The organism is Pseudoalteromonas sp. SS15, assembly GCF_049257195.1.
In the GTDB taxonomy this organism is placed as follows: Bacteria; Pseudomonadota; Gammaproteobacteria; order Enterobacterales; family Alteromonadaceae; genus Pseudoalteromonas.
On record NZ_JBMMUD010000004.1, the window covers coordinates 426,931 to 447,216 of the forward strand.

The window sequence follows — 20,286 nt, forward strand, 5'->3', positions numbered from 1 at the left end:
GTGCTACCGAGCTAAACTGCCTCGTTAACAGCTAATTCATTTCGCGTCTGAATTTGAAACGCTTACCCGACGTAAAGTCGGTGCTGCCGAGCTAGATGGCCTCGGTAACAGCAAATTTATTTCGTGTCTTCTAAGTTAATTCGGAAAACTCAATTTTCCCATACTTACTCCAAATTCTATGGAAGTACCAACTAAGCACTCATTGGCAAGTACAGCAAATAAAATGGCTTCTTTCGCATCGGGGTCTAGGCTTATTTCGTTACTTGATGAAATTAAAACCTTGTCCTTAGATAATTCCTGAATTCTTTGCATCAATATTGGATTGTGCACCCCACCACCACTGGCATACACATTAAGTTCTTTATTTTCTGAAAGGTGATTGAGTTGCTTAGCTATTAGTAATGCACTCAATTCACACAAGGTTGCCATAACATCTTCATGTTTTAAGTGAGTTGTATTTGAGCCTTCCTGTGCAGCTTGTAAGTAAGCTAAATTAAACACCTCTGGTCCTGTTGATTTAGGAAGGTCTAATTCAACAAAATCCATGTCTAGAAGTTTAGATAATAAAGCTTGGTTAACACTGCCTTTTGAAGAAATCGCACCATCAATGTCAAACGCTTGGTCGAAATGCTTCTGTATGTAGGCGTCCATGATGGTGTTACCTGGACCCAAATCACTACACAGCATGTCGTTGAAGCTGCCTGCCTTTGGTAAATAAGTGATATTGGCGATGCCGCCTAAATTCAATAAAACACGGTATTCAGTGTTCGATGAAAAGCAAAAGTAATCGCCAAACTGAGCTAGTGGCGCACCTTCACCACCCGCTGCAATGTGCTTTTGTCTAAAGTCGCTCAAAGTGAGTATGCCAGTTTCCATAGCTAAATGATCACCATCACCGATTTGCAAAGTAGCATTACCAAAATCTTCAAAATCATGCTGATGTTTAGGGCAGTGATAGATTGTTTGACCATGACTGGCTATGGCATCTATGTCTTTAGGGTTAACTTGCCAGTCTTTTAAAGCTTGGTTGATCAGTTGGCCGTGATACTTTCCTATCCAGGGGTTTAGAAGTGAGAGGTATTCTAGCGATACTTGTGGTTTGGCAAAGACCGTTCTGATTTTGCTTTTAACTTCCTCAGGGTAATCAACTGTCTTGAAGTGTTTTAAAGTCACTTCGGTATTCGTACCACAACCACTTATTTCACACAAAGCGATGTCTAGCCCATCAAGTGACGTACCACTCATTAAACCTATAATTTGGCGTTTTGGTTTTTGTGAAACGTGGTATAACTGTTCAATGTTTTTGCGCACTTTTAAGCCCCAAACCCTAATTGTTTCACTTTACTCAGCACCGCTTGATAACGAATGTCGGTACAACAGCCAAACCCAGCGCGTTGTCGAAATTTCGACGATGTCGATAGAGGTGAAGTCATGCCCGTTAAGAAACGAGTCAGAATGGCTGAACTTGGCGCAACACCTATTTGCATTAAATGTTGCCTCAATGCATTCAGATCATTTCTTAATGCTTCATCTGATGGGAACTCAGTTGATTTAGACTGCTCAAGTTTAGCAACTTGCCCTCGACACGCTGAGCAGTGACCGCACTGCTCTGGCGCATTTGTGTCATCAAAATATCTTGCCAAGTTGTAACTCAAGCACGTATTTAACTCAAAGAAACGAAGCATAGCAGCGATACGCTTAACCTCAGCTTGCTCTTTTTCTAAAAAGTAATCGGCAAGCTCTTTCGCTAAATCTGGCAGGGCTAACTTAATTTCATCAACTTGATACACTTGCATCATACGCTTTGATTCAAGCTCAATAAGCCCTTGCTCATGTAAATAATCTAAGGCAGCAACAATGCGATTCCTATCATGACCTTGTTGCACTAAGGCTTGTATATCAACAGTACCCCACACTTTTTTAAAGTGTGTATTGGCAAATATTTGCTGGATAAATTGCTGACGATTTGGGTCAAATAGACTTAGAATTTTGTGCTCTGTGTGCAACCATTTAAATCTAAAGTCGGCGTAAAACGCGTATTTAGCTTCAATCACACCTTTTAATTCGAGTTGTACCAACAGAGTTTTCAGCGCAAGGAGCCTTATATTACTAACCTTAGAAGCACTGAGTTCCTGCATTTCCCATAAACCATGCTGTTGCTGAGATTGGATTTCTTCAATCAGTGCTTGGATACTCGTTTGTTCAGGCGTATCGGCATATACAAAGTTCTCAAGCGTAGCAACACCATCTAAATTAGCTAAAGTGATACATTCTGAAAATTGTCCATCACGGCCTGCTCGCCCAATCTCTTGACTATAATTCTCTATCGATTTTGGTAAGTCATAGTGCACAACAAAACGGATATCTGATTTATCTATACCCATACCAAATGCAATGGTGGCCACAATCACTTGCTTTTGGTTACTCATGAAGTCATTCTGAATGCTTTGGCGAAGGCCATCGTCTAAACCTGCATGGTATGCAGCAGCATTAATACCTGCAGCTTGTAATTGCTTTGCAACTTGCTCGGCTTGCTGTTGTAGCGTTACGTAAACAATCCCCGCACCAGTTTGTTGCTTTAAATATCCAACAACGGCAGGGATTTTTTCATCTTCAGGGTATGCATAAACACTTAAATCTAGATTAGCGCGATAAAAACCAGTTTGAACAATATGCTCAGGTTTTATATCAAAGCGGCTAGCCATGTCGTGCTTTACTTTTTTAGTGGCTGTCGCAGTTAATAACAGCACCAATGGAATGTCTAATTCGTTACGATAGTCAGGTAATTTAAGATAGTCAGGTCTAAAGTTATGACCCCATTCAGAGATACAGTGCGCTTCATCAACGACCAGCATAGAAATTGGTACTTGCTTAATGAATTCTCTGAAGCGCTCATTTTTAAAACGCTCAACCGAGATCATCAAGACCTTTGTGCTGCCATTTCTGACATTTTGCATTACTGACTGACTTTCTTCTCGACTTAACGTGGAATCTAAACTGGCTGCATTAATGCCTTTGCTTTTTAAGAACTCTAATTGATCTTTCATTAACGCCAGTAAAGGCGAAATAACTAACGTTAAATTGGGTAGCTGTAAGGCAGTCAACTGATAGCATAAGGACTTGCCTGAACCCGTTGGAAAAATTGCTAGACTAGAATATCCGTTTACTAGTTGGGTGATTGTTTGTTCTTGGCCTGGTCTAAATTCTGAAAAGCCAAAATATTGCGCTAAGGTTTGATGAAGCACCGACTCGGTCATGATGCGAAATTCCATGTTAACAACTGCTTAGCTAAGATAGCATAATATCAACCCCAAATAATACCGACGCGCTTATTATCAGGGTTGATATAGCAACTGTTTAATGTCGTGTTTAACGTTTGAAACGCACCACTAATTCAACCATATCTTGAGATACTTGCGTGAGTGTTTGGCTAGCTTGTTCAACACTTGTAGCGCTGTGTAAACTGTCACCCGCTAATGAGGCAATATTCACAACTTGTTGGTTTATATCTTCAGAAACATTCGCTTGCTCTTCGATGGCTGCTGCAATTTGCAGTGACATATCATTAATTTTATCAATTGATTCATTGATTTGAACCAACATATCGCTGCTTTGTAGCAAGTGTGCCATGCCCTGCTGAGATTCTTGCTCACCTTGTTCAGCGACGACAACCGCATGCGCTGTACTTTGAGATAATTCGTTAATAATACCTTGTATTTCTTGAGTAGATTGCTGCGTTCTTTGAGCAAGACTGCGAACTTCATCGGCAACTACTGCAAAGCCTCGACCTTGTTCACCGGCACGAGCAGCTTCAATCGCAGCATTTAGAGCTAACAAGTTTGTTTGCTCCGCGATTTGTTCAATGAACTGAGCCGCATCTGCAATACGTGAAGTTTGCTTTGATACGCCTTCTACAGATTGCTTGATGTTTAACACAGTATTCGTTAATGACTCAATTGCACACTTAGTTTGCTCGCTGTATTCAGCACTTTGTGTTGCAAGATCGTGTGATTGACCTGCTTGCTCAGCCGTTGCTTGAACATGACCCGACACATCGTTAATCGTCATACTCATTTCGTTCATGGCTGTTGCGACTTGCTCTGTCTGTAATTGCTGCTGTACTAATTGTGTATTGGCATTTTGCGCCATAGCTAAAGAGGAGTTCGCTCCTTTAGATACATGCTTTGCCGCATCAGCGATACGGGTAACAACGGTGTCTAAGTGCGCTCGCTCACTCAGGATTCGTACATGTAAGTCAGCAATATCACTTGGGTACGTAGAATAAACATTCTTAGAAATGTCATCACTAAAACTGCTCGATAGCTCATTACTTAATGCTTTGAAATAGTAGTTCTTTTGTTTGCTTTTTAGGACTATGGTTAAAATAGTGGCAAGAATAGAAGAGGCAAAAGCCGCGACTTGATAACCTGAAATAAATGCAGCCACACATAAAGCCAAAATAACGGCGAGTGCTGCGTAATAAGTATCGACGCGGAAGTTAAACCCGCTTTTATTCTGTTTCGCTTGAGCGTAAATAATTTCAGCGCGTTTAATTGCTGATTCATTCGGTACACTTCTGACCGACTCGTACCCGACTACTTTGCCATGCTCTGTGACAGGGGTAACGTAGGCATCAACCCAGTAGAAATCACCATTCTTACAACGGTTTTTAACCAAGCCCATCCAAGGCTTACCTTGTTTTAATTCTGCCCACATGGTTTTAAATGCCACTTCCGGCATATCAGGGTGACGAACAATATTATGGGGTTGACCAATCAACTCTTCTCTACTGAAACCACTAATAGTAACGAATTCGTCATTACACTCTGTAATGTTACCTTGTAAGTCTGTAACAGAGATTAATTTCACATCAGAAGAAAAGGATTTGCGATTTGCAGTAATTGGCTGGTTGTTTCTCATTATGCCCCTCTAATGTAAAACAGTAGAATTTAGATTGATTTCGGGGCACGAAATCTACTAATAAATTATTTATTACGCAAACAATATTTAATAAATGAACCGAAATTTAATACTAAATGACTATAAAAAAATCTGTACTTTGTTCTGACACAAGAATGATCCTGTTTTTGGTGTCGAACGTATTGAAAATCTTGTAAAATCTTCCACTCTCAACACCGTCTCACTTTTTTAAAGAATGGTAATTTATAAAGGAGCATTTTGTGTCTCGTTTTTCTGCGATCACTGACAACCCGCATGAGGGTCGTTTTAATAAAAAGACTGGTATTTTGGTAACCAACTTAGGTAGCCCGGATGCACCAACGCCTAAAGCCTTACGTGTTTATTTGGCCGAATTCTTATCTGATCCCAGAATTGTCGAGATACCGCGCCTAATATGGTTAATGATCCTTCATGGCATTATTTTACGAGTTCGCCCAAAGAAATCAGCCAAAGCATATGCAAGTATTTGGACTGAAAACGGCTCACCACTTATTCATATTTCTCAGCAGCAAGCAGACAAAATCGCCGAGAAGTTAAAGGCAAATAATCATAACGTAGAGGTCGAGCTTGCGATGCGTTATGGCAACCCTTCAATCGAAGCGGGTTTAGAAAAACTCAGAGATAAAGGTATAACCCGGATTATTGTATTTCCTTTGTACCCACAATATTCAAGTCCAACAACGGGTTCTACTTTTGACGCAATTGCAAATGTATTAAAGAAATGGCGCTGGGTACCTGAATTACATTTCATCAATGGTTATCACACAAACCCGCTTTACATTGAGTCTCTAGCTAATAGTATTCAAGAAGACCTAGATAAAAATGGCACGCCTCAAAAAATTGTATTCTCATATCATGGGATGCCAAAGCAGTTTTTAGATCATGGCGACCCGTATCACTGTCTATGTCATCAAACCACGCGCTTAGTGGTTGAGAAATTAGGTTTAGATAAAGACCTAGTAATGACGACTTTCCAAAGCCGCTTTGGTAAAGCTGAATGGTTAAAACCATACACAGATGCAACCCTAGAGTCTTTTCCTAAAGAAGGCATCAAAGATATTGCCATTATCAGTCCAGCATTCAGTGCTGACTGTTTAGAAACACTCGAAGAACTTGAAGAAGAAAATCGAGAGATTTTCGAAGAAGCGGGTGGTGAAAAGTATCGTTACATTGCTGCGTTAAACGACAGAGATGATCATATTGACGCATTATATGATGTGTTAAAACCAAATTTATAAACACGAAAATAAACAGGCACTCATTCTATTGAGTGCCTAACTTTGACTGCTATTTGTCAAGCATATCTAAACAAACCGATATCGGTTGTGCGGGACTATAAAAGAACCCCTGCACATTATGACAACCAAATTGCTTAAGCATGTTGACTTGGGCTTCTTGTTCAACGCCTTCGGCAATTAACTGTGTGCCAATGTCATCACCTAGCTCGACAAGGTACTTAACCATAGCTTGCTTCTTTTTATCGTCTATCAAAGTATCGATGAAAGACCTATCAATTTTGACGAAATCAACCTGACTCTTTAATAAATGGCTTAAAGAAGAATAACCGGTACAGAAGTCATCTAGCGCAATTTGCACACCTTTCTTTTGAAGCTCACCCAGTACTTGCCATGTATATTGATTGGCAGCTACAGATTCAGTCACTTCAATCGTTAATGCATGATAAGGGAGGTGGTTTTCTTCAATCGCGTTGATAATCTGTTTATATTGATCGTTACTTGCTTTAAATTCATTGACCGAACGATTAATCGAAATTGAGATATGTGTATGGCCTTGACTGTGCATTTTAGCCAAGTCTTTACAGCTCTTTTCTAGTACAAACTGACCAATTTGATGGATAAGACCAAACTCTTCAGCTATTGGAATAAACTGCCCGGGTGATATAGCACCTAACTCACTATCTGACCATCGCACAAGTGCTTCGAACTTGCGAATATTCCCTGTTGTAGAGTCAATGATAGGTTGGTAGTGTACTGAAAGGAGTTGGAATTTTATGGCCTCTTTGAGTTTGTCTCTGAGATGTATTTTCTGCAGATAAGCATTTTGAATGGCTTCGTTGTATAGTGCAATTTGACCTGGTGACGTTTTCTTTGCAGAGCCCAGAGCATGCGTTGCATGACTGATTAAAGTTGATGCAGTCAAAGGTTGATTTGATGCTAATTCTGCTACACCAATACACGCAGTGATCTCTACTGACAATTCATTAAAAACATACGGAAGTGATATTTTAGACTGAATTTTTTCAGCCACAAGCATCGCATTATCTATGCCGCTGTTCTGGAGTAGAATAGCAAATTCATCACCGCCATAACGACAAACAATATCCTGCCTGCGCACACCATTTTTTATTCGCTTAGCCACAGATAATAGAACATTATCCCCAATCTCAGAACCATAAACGTCGTTGACTTCTTTAAACCTGTCTAAGCCAATAAATAAAACAACAGACTCTTTTTTCTTCGCGCGGTTTTCCGAAATAACTTGCTCTAAATTCTCTAAAAATGAGCGACGATTGGTCAGGCCTGTGAGCGGTTCATGATTTGCGTAAAACGTTAATTGGGCTTCATTACGCTTCCATTCAGTGATGTCTCTGAATATCGCGACATAATTTGTGGGTTGATTTAATTCATCTTTAACAACGCTTAAAGTCAATTCTTCTGGAAAAATTTGACCATTTTTACGTCGATTAAAAATTTCACCTTTCCAGGTACCCGAAGTTTCTAGCGCATGCCACATCTTTTTGTAAAACTGTTTACTTTGCTGACCTGACGAAAGAACACCGGGATCTTGGCCCATTAGTTCAAAACCTTTATAACCCGTCAAATCCTCAAATGCTTTGTTGACCATGATGATTTTATTTTCATGATCTGTGATCATAATAGCGTCTGTGGCGTGTTCGAACACCACATTGGTTAATTCTAGTTGCTTTGTAAGTGCATTGATTTGAGATATGTCTTGCACTGTAGCAGTAAAAACACGTTCAGATATAGGACCTGTTTCGTTTTCGATATGCCCAATAATGCGCATCAGACCTTTGCGCTTAGACAACAACTTATGACGTACTGTGGTATCAACTTGCTCAATGTCCCCGCGCTTTAAAAGCAAGAGCAGGTCTTCGAGTCGCTCTTTGTCTCTTTGCTCTAAACACTCTAAAAAGCAATCTAGGCTTAATTCAATATCATGATGCTTGCCAATGAGATGGCGCATTTCTTTACTAAACCAGTGCTTATCTTGTTCTAAATGCCAATTCCAAGAGCTTAATTTTGCAATGCGCTCACCTTTTGCAAGCTGCTTTAAAATCAAATCTTGAGAAGCCATTTCTAAGTTATGGTTTAATTCTGCACCAACGATGTAACTTAACTCTTTTAAAAACGATTGCTGACTGTCGGTTAATAGCCTTTCATCTTCGTACATACAAACCATTATGCCAATAGGTGTATGATCTAATGCACGTAAGGTGACACCTGCATAACTATTGATGTTTAAAACTCTTAATAATTCATCATCAACATAAGTCTCTTTAAGACAATGATTAAGCATACAGACCCCTTCACTATCTTGCGCATCATTGCACGGCGTACCAGCAAGGTCATAAGTAATATTTGGTTGTAAAACGCCGTCCTTAGCATAACAAACTGTTTGTACTTGAGTTCTTCCATTAACAAATTGGCCGATTAGGCAATGAACAGGAGTTAGCTCTTCAAACATCATCTGAATGGCTTGTTCATACCTAGCTTGGCTATTCTCAAGACTGTAAAAATGGCTAAAAGAAAGTGTCATGTGATCCACTAATTAAACGACGTATATACAAAATGCACGAATCGTAATAATAATGGAAGTGTTTTGAAGTGTTTTGTAGTGAGATCAAAAAAATGCAGATAAATTGCTGCAACAATGAATTATTGCAGCAATTTTAAACGGTGTGGTTATTGAATTACAGGCTGAACATCTAAACCATAGCCAAATATTACGGCTAAAACGAGTACGGTTGATGCTGCTGCCATAAGTTTAAGCATAAGTGGCAAACAGAATCTGAACCAGTGCGTGTAAGGTACACCCGCCATGCCTAAAATACCCATTAATACGGCATTTGTTGGGATGATCATATTTGAGAAGCCATCACCAAACTGATACGCAAGTACTGCAACCTGGCGTGGTACGCCAACTAAATCGCCTAATGGTGCCATCAATGGCATAGTCACATAGGCTTGCCCTGAACCTGATGGTATAAAGGTATTTAATAAAGTTTGGATGATTAACATGCCCACCGCTGACACTTCAGCACCCACGTAAGAAAGCGGTAAAGACATCGCATGAACTAATGTGTGTAAGATTTGACCATCTTCCAATACCAATGCGATACCTCGGGCCACACCGATTAAGATTGCAGTCGTAACTAGGTCTGACACACCTTCAATAAAACGATTTGCAGTTTCGTCTGCAGATAACTTACCTAATACTGCAACCACAGCACCCCAAGCGATAAAAACACCGCCTAATTGTGTTAAATACCAGCCCTTTGTTGAAATACCCCAGATTGCAATCACAAGCGTAATGATGAAGCTACCTAAGATCATCTGGTGGCGTTTATTTAATTGCGGGTAAGATGGTTTTTCTTGACCTTCTAAAGGACAAGGCACACCGATCATCATTGATTTGCTTGGATCTTCGTACACTTTTTTAGAGTAGCTCCAAACATGGTGGAAACCGATTAAAACAAATGGAATGAAAATAGCAAAACGTAGCCAAACACCTGAATATTGAGGCACTTCAGCAATTTGTTGAGCAATGAGTACCGTGAATGGGTTAAATGCTGATACACCGTAACCGATACCATAACCCGCTACAATCATACCTACTGCTGTCATTGCATCAAGACGCATTGCCTTACAAAGGCCTACTAGAATTAATACAAAAGGAATGTATTCACCCGCGGTACCGATTGCACTAGAAGCAAGCGCAAAACAAAATACAACCATAAAGATAAGACGTTGTGGTTTAGTGCCATGTTTTTCTAAAAGGCGACCGATTAGCGCATCAACTGTGCCTGTTGCACGGGCGATTGCGAGTACACCACCCACAATTAATACAAAGAAAATGACATCTTGCGCCGCAGCAAAAGCGCGTGGAATAGAAGTTAGTAAATCCCATGGGGTGAGATAAGTTTTGTCTGCAACCTGCGCATAAGTGCCTGCCACAACCATTTGACGACCTGACTCAGTCGTACTTGTTTCAAAAAAGCCCTGTGGCACAACCCAGGTTGCAAATAAAGCTACAACCATCATGCCCAATAACAAAATCAAGGTATGGGGTACTTTTAAATTACCCATTTACACGCTCCTATTCTTATAAATCTGAGACTCTCGAGTAGTCTGGAGCGCGCATAATACCTAAATCAGCGCCATTATTCACCTGCAAGATGTCAACAAATGAAAACAGGCATTGAAGACGTCTAGTTTGAGTAAGCTTGCTCTGCTATGTGCGTGCGATTCCTTCCTGCTTCTTTGGCACTGTAAAGCGCTCTATCAGCTTGCTTTAACACGGTATCTATGTCTTCGCTCAAGTTAGGCCAATGAGATATGCCTATCGAGGTCGTCACGTTACCAACTTGCTGAAACTTAAAGTCAGCAATGCTAAGCCTAAGCCTTTCAGCGATTTTATATGCGACATCTAGCTCTACATTTGGCAAAAAGATCAAAAATTCTTCTCCGCCTGAGCGACAGACTAGATCTTGCTCTCGGGCACAATTTTGCATAAGTGCTGCAAACTCTTTAATGACAATGTCGCCAACATCGTGCCCATAGGTGTCATTTACTCGCTTAAAATGGTCTATATCTAGTGCGAGTACTGAGAAAGCTTGTTCATTTGCTACGAAGTACGATATCGAATTTTCCATACCTCGGCGGTTTAGCAATTGAGTTAATTGGTCTTTTTGTCTGTCTTGATCAAGTCTGTGAATTGTTTGTTCAATACGTTTATGGCTTGATAAGAATGCTTGTTTTAAATAATCGGCTTCAAAATACCAAGTATTGATTTTATTGGCGTCAAACTTACTATCGAGACCTTCTTCTTTTAACGCCTGAGCTAAGCTTGCTAATGGTTGGGCTATCTTAGTTCCAAACAACAGAATAATAAGTAAAGTCAGAACAATAAGTGGTAGTGTGCTCAACAGAACATCAACGATAGTATTCGAAACCTTATCCAACGTTGCTGACTTGCGGCTTTGTGACACAACCCCCCAATTTGGTAGCTTAGCCGGGGCAAATCCCGCCAACATTTTTTGGCTTTGTGAATTAGCTGCAATCATGCTACCTGATATACCAGCCAAAACCGCATCAACTATTTGGTTATTAATTATCTTCTCACCTATTCTTGTTACATCTTTATGAAAGATAATGTGGCCATTTTGGTCGACAACATATGTGTAAGAATCATCATTATGATGGTGTTTATCAAGTATTTGATTGAGGATATTTTTTTCTTGAAGATAAATAGCGCCACCTACAAAACCTACAAATCTTTTTTGACTGTCAAACACAGGTGAAGTGATACTGACGATTAAATTGCCGACCGGAGACAAGAAAGGTTCTGATATATAAGTTTGTTGTCTAGTTAATGGTTCTAGTGCTTTCTCGCCTTCAATATAGGTATTGACTAAGTTCAGAGATGAGGGAGAAACGGCACGCACTTTGCCATTTTTATCAACAAAGATGGTTGCATTAAAACTGTCGGTTTGTTTTAACAAACGCGCTAGCTCAATTTGTAAAACAGTGGGGTCATCATGGTTATCTTTTAAAGACTCAGAAGTATATTCGAGCTGAGATAACACTGAACCCAAAAAAAGGTCTGTTACATTGGCTATTTTACTAGCATAGACTCTATTTGCGTCTAAGGTGTCGTTGACTATCAAGTCTTTTTGAACTTTGTAGACAGCAAAAAGTGCGTTTCCGAGTGTTAGGAGCACACCGAAAAAAGCCAATATCAAAACTAAGCGTTTTAAATCAAGTCGCCTGAAGGCACCAAAAACATTAACCAAATGAACCTCTAATGGTTAAAAGTGTAAATACAAACCCAACATTACAAAGTTACGCTTAGAAAAAAATAAATCATTAATCTAAATCAACTTTATGTTTTAAATTTTATATACCAATTATAACAATAAAAAACATCAAGAACCTCAAAAAATTGATTCAGATAACATTTTATTTACCAAAAATAAGTTAGTCGTTTTTTCTATCTGACATCGGTATAATTTCAATATCTTAATTTGTGCTGATTTTTATGGTTCGCAGTAAACTCAAAGCCCTTACTACTCATCTTACTGTTGCTTGTGTATTGCTCGCCACTTTATGGCTACTTGTCAGTGATAAGCATGTTTTGATTATAGGTAATTCATTAATCCTAGTCTATGTTGTTTCTTCTCTTGGCTTTTGTATAGTGCCAGAAAAAGATAAAAATAAAAAAAAGAAACATTAGGAACTACATAGGTATTTGAATCGAAGAAATTCAATTCTGCTCTTCCATATTTAAGCTAGATGGGAAACTTGCGACTATACTTGCAAAAAAGATAATTTTTGGTCGCGTTTTGAATAAACTTAAATTTTTACTATTAGCCGTATTAATCTATCTGTCTGGTTTTGTCAGCGGCATATATATGTTGCCCACTTTAATGGCTCCGCCAACGCCTAGCATGCTCGAATTTGCTACCGCGACATTAAATACAAAATACCAAGCGATTATCCCTGAATCCCTAAGTGGTTCAGACTTCCTTCACTTTGGAGAAGGCACTTTTTCGCTCTCCGAAAAAAATATTGTCTTTCAAGGTACACTCTCTCCAGGCCCAGATTATCAAGTTTATCTATCACCAATTTTTGTAGAAGATGAGCCTCAGTTTCTTCAACATAAACAACTAATGGTTAGAGTGGGTGAAGTTAAATCATTCAATGGTTTTATTTTAGAAGTGCCAAAAAACGTTGATATTAGTGAATATTCCAATGTTGTCATTTGGTGTGAAGCTTTCCAAGAGTTTATTACTGCTGCGAATTACAAACAAGGCTAGAAATGCTTTTCGTTATTTATAGAAAATTTTTAAATACTGGTTCTGATTTCATGCTCCAATCATTCTGCGCACAGAAAACGACTATGATTGATCTAGTTCTCTATAAAACTGGTATTATACTGAATTAGTAAAAATAAATTTTCGGATCTTCATGCACTCTTTCTCAAATCATGTACAACTTGGTTATTATGGTGTTTTACCATTTTTAGCATGTATATTTGGCAGCTTAATACTTGGAAGTAACGAAATGCTTATACAAGCATTTACATTTTATAGCCTTGGTATTTCAGCCTTCTGCGCTGGTGTAATGTGGCGCCCAGGAGAGCAAAGCATTACCCATGCTGTAATGGCCGTTTTACTTATTATCCCCTTTCCTTTACTGGCTTTTGCGAATACAACAATTACCCTAGCCTATTTAGCTATTTGTTACCCACTAATCTTGCTCTTCGAGCGAGGTATGCCAGCGTGGCAATCCTATCATAAGGATTACCACAAAATGCGTTTTGTACTCACTTCAGTATTGTTTGTCAGTCATTTATTTATGATTGCACAACAAATTGAACTTTCTAGCAACATATAAGCCTTAAATCTGCTATATGTAGTATATGACTTAAACTAGATGTAGCAGATGAAGATTAAACATTTTTATGCCTTTATAATAATCACTACTTTGTGCCTAGCCATTTTGCTTCTAAAAAGACCAGGTATAGACATAGATGCATTCGAAGAATTATTTTGGTTTTCTTGCACCGGTTTATTAATCGGTTATGGCGCCCAGTATGTCAGTAATCGCTTTTTAATCGTCGCTTGGGGAATGTACTGTGTTGGATTATTCCTAGATGTACTCGATGATATTCTAAGCAAAGACACACTCCCGCTGTTGGTCGCTGATACCTCACTAAAAAAGATTGGCCTGATTTTAACTTGTGTGGTGCTCTACAACGTTATTCATCACGAAAGAAAAATCATCAATAAACTAAATAACGAGATTACACGGCGAAAAAAGCTCGAAGAAAAATTAAGCTTTGAAGCCAATCATGATCACCTAACCCAACTCGGTAACAGAAAATCTTGCTTTGAAAACTTTACGGCATTGAGTAACAAATATCCTTATTTACTTTATTTTGACCTTGATAATTTTAAGTCTGCTAATGATACATATGGTCATCAAACAGGTGATAAAATACTAATTTTAATTTCCAATACTTTGCAATCCGAATTTGGCAATGATAACTGTTTTAGGCTTGGGGGAGATGAATTTGTCGCTTTTAGCAAAACACCTCCTGAAAACCTTGAAATGTTGAGGGAAAAATTAATAGAGCATATTTTTGAGTTCGGTGTAGGAGTCAGTATCGGCATGGCTCAGATAACGTCTAAAGAGTCTCCAGATGAGATTATGCACCGTGCCGACTCAGCCATGTATTCTGATAAATCACACAAAATAATTCGTCAAAGACCAAGAACTTAGTGCGCTTATTTCTGGCACTTTTAAGATCATGCTGATAGTCTAATACTAATTTCTATTTGTGAGGGAATCGCTGTGTTCGGTAACTTATTTAATAATCAACAGCAAGAACAAGAACTTCAGGCATTACGTCAACAAGTACAGTTTTTACAGCAAGACAACGAAAAGCTTCAATCTGAGAATGATAACCTTAACGAATTGCTAGTCGAAACCCAGGCTCAACTCAATGAGAACACCGATAACCAACTCCTTCAATGTGCTATTAATGGTTTATCTCAAGTTCGAGATATCAGAGAAACTGTAAGTCAGAGTTTTACTTCAATAGAACAAGAAAGCCAGTCTATTAATAACATCAATTCAATTTTCGAAACTTCAGAAAAATCTTTGACTAATATTTTATCAGGTATGGATGGGCTGACCGAGAATATGGCGACCATGACAACCAATATTTCTGGTTTGTCGCAAATGGCCGATAACATCAATACGTTCGTTACCACTATCTCTAAGATTTCTGATCAAACTAACTTACTGGCACTTAATGCTGCAATTGAAGCTGCACGCGCCGGTGAGGCTGGTCGTGGCTTTAGCGTCGTAGCTGATGAAGTTCGTGCGCTTGCGAACAATACCAATGAGTCAGCAAACGAAGTTTCAGACCTTGTTAAACAAATCATGGATACTACGCAACAAACGGTAAACGCAGTTAATGTGATCCAAAGTTCAAACCACGATTTATCCGAAAGTATCGCGCAGCTAAACAATGATTATTCAAGCATAGTGGGTAGTTGTGGTTCGATGAAAAACACCATCATGGATGCAACCACACAGACGTTTGTGCAAACTGTAAAGCTAGACCATGTTGTGTGGAAGTCTGATGTATACAACCATCTTATTGGGTTAAATTCACAGCCCATTTCAGCATTTGCTGATCATGCAAGTTGTCGTCTCGGAACGTGGATGAATTCTGAGGGTCATAAAAAGTTTAGTGATTTGAGTGCATTTAAACGCCTTGATGCTCCTCACAAGCAGGTTCATACCACTGGCGTTGAAGCAATGAACTTATTTGCTCAAGGAAACAAGCAGGGTTGTATTCAAAAACTAAATCTGATGGAACAAGCATCTGCTGAAGTTATGTCTTTACTAGATGAATTAGCTAGGCAAGCTTAATAGCTTCTCCAGAACCTCTAGAAGAAGATGACGAGCCTCGTATCTTGAGGCCATAAAATATATAATCACGCCATTGTTATTTATACATTGTAGTTATGAAACTAAATAAACAGTGGCGTATTTTGACCGTCGGTGATGGCGATCTCAGTTTTTCCCACGCACTCTCTTTACAATTTCCTCGCTCACAGCTTATTGCCAGCGTATATGATTCAGAAACTGTATTGCTCGATAAATATAAAGATAATGCGCTCAATGCTTTAAAACAAAAACAAGTCAAAGTATTAACAGAATTTGATGTCACTGAACCGGGCTCATGGAAAAGGATTGCTAGCAAAAGCATCGATGTGGTGATATTTCAATTTCCATTAATTCCGGCATTTTCTAATTTTGATGATTTTAAACAGCAGAGTCTGTCAGTAAATACCTTAAACAGGCGCTTATTAAGATTATATATACACTACGCGCATAAGTACGTACTTGACCCTGCTGGGCCCATGTTATGCTTTATTACCTCAAAAGATGTGAAACCTTATTGTGAGTGGGATTTAGAATCGTCACTGACACAGGGCTTAGATATTAACTATCTAGGTCAAAGTATATTTAATATCAATGACTTCCCTGGTTATAAGATAAGAAATGTTGATAGAGATAAGCATGTAAAAGACACCAGTGGGATCAGTTATGTGTGGTCTGCAAAAACAACATCCGACGAACTTCCTCACCTTAATCGGCCGCATTACCTTTTAGATAATCATTGCAGCTTCTGTCGCGCAGGCCCATTTCTTACAGACAAAGACAAGCTCGCGCATACAAACTCTAAAAAGCATAAAAATATGAAAAAGCACCATGACGATTGGATGGCATATTTAAAAAGCGAAACTTTGTAAAAAATGTGATTATTAATCTCCCTCAAGAAAACAGTATGTTAGAAAAATAGATGCTCACCGCAAAAGCTATGAATAATGTATACAAGCCTATTGAGCAAAGTTAATTTCACGATTAGACTACGGCTCTGATTTAATATGAGAGTAAACATAACCAATGGCAAATAGAGATTTGCTTTTCGCGGTGGCTTGCTTACTGTGTGCAATGATCACCATTCAATCAGGTGCATCTATTGCCAAACAACTCTTCCCTTATGTTGGGCCTGAAGGTACTACTGCTTATAGACTTGGTTTCTCAGCCCTAATTTTATGTCTTATTTTTAGACCATGGCGACACGTGCCAAAAAAATGGGGGCCAATTGTCGTCTATGGCCTTTGTTTAGGCGGCATGAATATCACTTTTTATTACGCCATTGAGCGAATACCGCTTGGGATAGGTGTTGCCCTTGAATTTACCGGTCCCCTTGCGGTTGCTTTATTCTCATCAAAACGAAAACGTGACTATTTATGGGTACTATTTGCCATTGCAGGTATTGTATTACTGCTCCCTGATATGAGCACTCAAGAAGGGCTCGACCCAATAGGCGTAATACTTGCCCTAGTCGCAGGTGGATTTTGGGCGGGTTATATTTTATTTGGTAAGAAAACCGGTAATCAAGGCTCAGGTGGCGCAACCGTTGCAATTGGAATGGCTGTTTCAGCACTCGTATTAGTGCCATATGGTGCAGCCTCACAAGGTGCTGCATTATTGAATTGGGAGCTTATCCCACTGGGTATTATGATAGGTATTTTATCAAGTGCGCTCCCCTATAGTTTAGAGATGGTTGCGCTTAGAAATATGCCTGCACAAGGTTTCAGTATCATGATGAGTTTAGAGCCTGCCGTTGCCGCTGTAGCTGGACTTATTATCTTAGGAGAACTTTTAACGGTGTGGCAGTGGTTCGCTGTGTTTATGATTATTATTGCCTCAGTGGGCAGCTCATTGGGTAATAAAGAAAAACACTAAATTTAAGATTTGTAGAGCAACTTAAATTTTAACAGTCTAGTTCTAGAATAAAGCCGAGGTCGTCCCCGGCTTTATTCTGTTTAATTTTAGTACTCTTGGAAGTTAGTATTATTTAAAAGATAATCTTCTGGCTTTGGCATCACCCACTTTTCTAGCCACTGCTCTTGCTCCCATAACACATGTAAAATAGCTTCTATTGATTGATACTCATGTGATTCATTCGGAAGTAATACCAAGCGTGCTTCTTTATCTAAACTCAATAAGGTTTGATATAACAACTCGGCTTGTAGTTTTGTCGCCTTATCATCATCTTTACCGTGGATAATCAGAATCGGGACATTAATTTTATCTACAGAGTTAAAAGCAGATACACCACTAAACAAAGACGCCTTTTGCCAATAAGCCTCATCACTGTCTAAATACCCTTTACTCGACATAGTCACATTATATTGACCACTTCTTAAAATGCCTGATGAAAAGTAATCCGTGTTTGCCAATGCAAGTGAAGCAAGCGTTGCACCCGCTCCATGACCAGCGATTGATATTTTGCCAAGTTCAGCTACCCCTTTTGCAATTAACGCATCCTTAGCTGCTTTGAAGCTAGACTTCAAATCTGTCATAAATGCTGCACTTGAGGCTGCGCTTTTTAGACTTGGCATACTTGGGTTTTCTAGAATTGCGATACCTTTTGCAACATAAGCCACCATATCTTTGTGGTTGCTCGTAACAAATTCACCTTTTTTATTGTAGATATCATCACCTAACCAAAATAAGACGGGTAAGCTACCTTGAGTTGCATCATAGTTATTTGGTAAGTATAAGTTTGCCGTTAATGTTTGACCATCGGCGCGACGATATTGCAATTGCTCTTTTTTCACACCAATAAAGCCTTCTATTGGATGCATGTTTCTCGTTAGTTGCTCCAAGGTGTTGAAGGTCAAATCACTGATAAAAAAATTAGTAGGCTGCAACTGAGTCTCTTTACTAAATAAAAAACGCATGCCTTCATCATCAAGCAGTGCAATCAAAGACTCAGAGAACTCAGGCTGAGATTGCCATACAGTTGATTTACTGTTTGTTTTAGCGTCAAAACGTTCTAGTAATTGAATGACAGAGTCACCTTGAATTTGTTGGCTATGCACAAACAAATATCGACCTCCAACGACTTTAAGTGCTTCTGTCCCTAAGTCATTCCTTTGTTTAATAAATTTATGCCAAGTTTGAGAAGATTTATCTTCAGTGAATGTTTTAAATTCAACACGACGTTGGTCTGCATCTCTCGGAGTAATAATGCTTTGTCGATGCTTTTTATTATCTAACGACTTTTCAGTAAGCAATGCCAAACTGTCGTTAAACCAATCTATCTTATCTAGCTTCCAATCTAATATTGCGAACGCTTTAGGCGCTTTTCGAAACGGTGCACTGACAGTAAATAAGTTATCTGAACCATCAGGTTTAGCTTCAGCCCATAAAACCGTTGCGCCTTTATCTAAACGCCACTGGAACTTATGTTTTTGTACAACGGGTGAGTCTAAAGTTTCAACGAGTGGGTTTACTGCTAATTCATATAAAGCATGACCTGTCATGCCCCAGACTTGCCAAACGTTAGCAAAGTTTTCAAGCGGTCTATCAGATGTAATGGGGTCATCAATCATATTGACGATTAAATTGGTTGAATCAGGAGACACATCGAAATGATTTAAAAAGGTTGCTTGGCCAATCGGCTTTGCAAGTCCGCTTAAGCTGATTTTAATCAGTTGACCTTGTGCAAAAAATTTAAACTGATCGGCAATCGGATCGGGTTTAATCTCTTCAGAAGCCGGCTGTCCATTTTCATCAACCTGGTTTGTCACTTCGTTTGATTCAGGTTGCGCCGTCACTTGAAGTTCATTGCTTGTAATTAGCTCGCTTTGAGTCGCTTCAACAACTTCCTCTACAGGACGAAAGTACTCAGTGATAACTAAGCCTTCTTGATTTGGGATGATAATGCGTTGCTCTTTTTTAGGCTCAGCGGGCTCTTTTAATAAGGGTTTGCCATGATTCACAGCAATATTAACCACAAACCCCGTGCTATCCGGTAACCATTGGTAAGGAGAAGTTGTTAAGAAACCATTCAGGGTCGATTGAGTGACTTGCTCCAACCGTCTGGTCTTAACGTCATAAACCCATAGCGTTGCAGAATTGACCCGCTCTAAAACAAGACTTAAGTAACGACTATTCGCAGACCATTGCACGTCTCTAATCTCACCTTCAGGTAAGTTATTGATGTTAAGCACAGAACCCGAAATAACATGACGTATTTCAATATCAGCATAACGTTTGAGTGATGCGTGCGAGTAATTGTATGGGTTGAAGTTAATACCAAATAGAGACAGTTGCGGTTGTACTTGTTTAGATGAACCAATCGCATGCTGTGACAACTCAACTAACCAGTCGTTGTCTGGGCTCATTAAAATATCTGGTGTAGATTGCACTTCGACTAAGCGCGCAAACTCTTCCGTTGGTGTCTTGAATCCGATCGTGTTGGCATTCGCAATGGCTTCAGATGATATTAACAATGTAACGAAAAAAGCGCCAAATACAGACGATATTGTGCGATTCATACTGTTCCCCTAATCAATTAGTAGCGAAATAATATACTTAAATCATTAAAATTGCAGCTATTTACGTAACTTTGAATCACTCAATATTTGCAGAGTATTTCAGAAAATTTAAAACACTTAAGCGGTTA

General features: G+C 39.2%; 14 protein-coding genes. 7 read left to right on the forward strand and 7 right to left on the reverse strand.

All coding sequences use genetic code 11. From position 1 onward, the window contains the following. Positions 1–135: 135 nt before the first annotated feature. The 3 genes from AAEU28_RS11105 to AAEU28_RS11115 all read right to left on the reverse strand — a co-directional run bounded on the left by AAEU28_RS11105 (position 136) and on the right by AAEU28_RS11115 (position 4,920). Positions 136–1,311, reverse strand: a complete 1,176-nt coding sequence (locus tag AAEU28_RS11105; protein ID WP_421964171.1) for an anhydro-N-acetylmuramic acid kinase — start codon at positions 1,309–1,311, stop codon at positions 136–138. Between the two features lie 2 nt (positions 1,312–1,313). Next, the gene (locus AAEU28_RS11110) at positions 1,314–3,257 is read right to left on the reverse strand and encodes a RecQ family ATP-dependent DNA helicase (protein WP_421964201.1); all 1,944 of its coding nucleotides are present in this window, start codon (positions 3,255–3,257) and stop codon (positions 1,314–1,316) included. A gap of 112 nt (positions 3,258–3,369) precedes the next feature. Beyond that, complete coding sequence (locus tag AAEU28_RS11115; RefSeq protein ID WP_421964172.1) at positions 3,370–4,920, reverse strand: methyl-accepting chemotaxis protein; 1,551 nt, start codon at positions 4,918–4,920, stop codon at positions 3,370–3,372. A gap of 260 nt (positions 4,921–5,180) precedes the next feature. Between AAEU28_RS11115 and hemH the strand changes: the two genes are divergently transcribed. Next, positions 5,181–6,197 (forward strand): ferrochelatase, encoded by a 1,017-nt coding sequence (gene hemH, locus AAEU28_RS11120; protein ID WP_421964173.1) that lies wholly within the window; start codon positions 5,181–5,183, stop codon positions 6,195–6,197. Positions 6,198–6,246: 49 nt separating this feature from the next. On the opposite strand, the gene AAEU28_RS11125 is transcribed toward hemH, so the two are convergent. The 3 genes from AAEU28_RS11125 to AAEU28_RS11135 all read right to left on the reverse strand — a co-directional run bounded on the left by AAEU28_RS11125 (position 6,247) and on the right by AAEU28_RS11135 (position 11,941). Further along, positions 6,247–8,757 (reverse strand): EAL domain-containing protein, encoded by a 2,511-nt coding sequence (locus AAEU28_RS11125; protein ID WP_421964174.1) that lies wholly within the window; start codon positions 8,755–8,757, stop codon positions 6,247–6,249. A 146-nt stretch (positions 8,758–8,903) separates the two neighbouring features. Next, on the reverse strand, positions 8,904–10,307 hold the full coding sequence (locus tag AAEU28_RS11130; protein WP_421964175.1) for a YfcC family protein: 1,404 nt from the start codon (positions 10,305–10,307) through the stop codon (positions 8,904–8,906). A 122-nt stretch (positions 10,308–10,429) separates the two neighbouring features. Further along, positions 10,430–11,941 carry a sensor domain-containing diguanylate cyclase gene (locus tag AAEU28_RS11135; RefSeq protein ID WP_421964176.1) on the reverse strand — a complete coding sequence of 504 codons (1,512 nt, stop codon included), beginning with the start codon at positions 11,939–11,941 and terminating at the stop codon, positions 10,430–10,432. Between the two features lie 621 nt (positions 11,942–12,562). Between AAEU28_RS11135 and AAEU28_RS11140 the strand changes: the two genes are divergently transcribed. The 6 genes from AAEU28_RS11140 (at position 12,563) to AAEU28_RS11165 (ending at position 17,555) form a co-directional block, all read left to right on the forward strand. After that, complete coding sequence (locus tag AAEU28_RS11140; protein WP_421964177.1) at positions 12,563–13,036, forward strand: DM13 domain-containing protein; 474 nt, start codon at positions 12,563–12,565, stop codon at positions 13,034–13,036. Between the two features lie 151 nt (positions 13,037–13,187). Next, on the forward strand, positions 13,188–13,616 hold the full coding sequence (locus tag AAEU28_RS11145; protein WP_421964178.1) for a DUF3429 domain-containing protein: 429 nt from the start codon (positions 13,188–13,190) through the stop codon (positions 13,614–13,616). A 48-nt stretch (positions 13,617–13,664) separates the two neighbouring features. After that, entirely contained in the window at positions 13,665–14,504 is an 840-nt protein-coding gene (locus AAEU28_RS11150; protein WP_421964179.1) for a GGDEF domain-containing protein, read from the forward strand. A 72-nt stretch (positions 14,505–14,576) separates the two neighbouring features. Continuing rightward, positions 14,577–15,665, forward strand: a complete 1,089-nt coding sequence (locus AAEU28_RS11155; protein WP_421964180.1) for a methyl-accepting chemotaxis protein — start codon at positions 14,577–14,579, stop codon at positions 15,663–15,665. 95 nt (positions 15,666–15,760) lie between these two features. Next, on the forward strand, positions 15,761–16,552 hold the full coding sequence (locus tag AAEU28_RS11160; protein ID WP_421964181.1) for a class I SAM-dependent methyltransferase: 792 nt from the start codon (positions 15,761–15,763) through the stop codon (positions 16,550–16,552). A gap of 154 nt (positions 16,553–16,706) precedes the next feature. Beyond that, a complete protein-coding gene (locus AAEU28_RS11165) occupies positions 16,707–17,555 on the forward strand; it encodes an EamA family transporter (RefSeq protein ID WP_421964182.1) in 849 nt (282 codons plus the stop codon). Positions 17,556–17,641: 86 nt separating this feature from the next. Here AAEU28_RS11165 and AAEU28_RS11170 read toward each other — a convergent pair whose 3' ends face one another. Next, positions 17,642–20,158 carry an alpha/beta hydrolase family protein gene (locus AAEU28_RS11170; protein WP_421964183.1) on the reverse strand — a complete coding sequence of 839 codons (2,517 nt, stop codon included), beginning with the start codon at positions 20,156–20,158 and terminating at the stop codon, positions 17,642–17,644. Positions 20,159–20,286 lie beyond the last annotated feature (128 nt).